At 44.8% G+C, this 913-nt stretch carries 1 protein-coding gene; it reads left to right on the top strand.

What is annotated here, in order from left to right; translation table 11 throughout:
• The coding region (locus tag AB4160_RS19225; protein WP_372006045.1) for a cadherin-like domain-containing protein at window positions 1-913 on the top strand (913 nt) is incomplete at both ends.

The following is a 913-nucleotide window of genomic DNA, read 5'->3' as shown; positions in this document are numbered from 1 at the left end:
TTATCATCATTACCGATGAGCAGCTGCTGGCGAATGCGAGCGACATCGATGGTGATAACCTATCTGTTGATACGGTGACGTACAGCGGCACTGACGGTGTGCTTACCGACAACGGTGATGGCACCCATAGCTTTGCGCCAAATGAAAACTTCAATGGTGATGTGCAATTAGAGTTTGGTGTAAGTGATGGCACCGTTGTGACCCCAGCCAACATTGATATCGAAATCGCAGAAGTGAATGATGCACCAGTAGCGGGTTCTACTTCATACCAAATGAACGAAGATGGCAGTATCACGTTAAGCCCTGAGCAGTTACTTGCCAATGCAATTGATATCGAAGGTGAAGTGGCGCTAGATAGTGTCAGCTATTCAGGCACTGATGGTGTGTTAGTGACCAATCAAGATGGCACGGTTACCTTCTCACCTAATGAAAACTTCAACGGCGATATTAACTTAGATGTGTCTGTTGTGGATGAAGCTGGTGCAATCACTGTTGGTAATGCAGGCATTGAGGTTATCGCAGTCAATGATTTACCGATTGCAGGCCCTGTTTCTTACACTATCGATGAAGACAGTGTGCTGACATTTAATGAAAGCCAAATCTTAGCGAATGCATCAGATATTGAAGGTGATGTCTCATTGGTTGAGATTAGTTATACAGGCCCTGATGGTATTTTCAGTGTTAATGGTGATGGGACTTGTAGCTTTGCCCCTAATGAAAACTTCCATGGCGAAGTGACACTGGATATTGTTATTCAGGACGAAGAGGGCGCAACGGTTACTACACAAATGACAGTGGATGTGTTGCCGATTAACGATGCCCCTGTGTCAGGTAATTTAGCGTATTCGGTTGACGAAGATGGCTCAATCACCTTATCGCAAGAACAACTATTAGCTAATGCAACTGACATCGA

This window comes from Shewanella sp. 10N.286.51.B8 (genome assembly GCF_041469325.1).
Taxonomy (GTDB): domain Bacteria; phylum Pseudomonadota; class Gammaproteobacteria; order Enterobacterales; family Shewanellaceae; genus Shewanella.
Note: the sequence above shows the minus strand (reverse complement) of the source record. Positions and strands in the feature narration are given on the sequence as shown.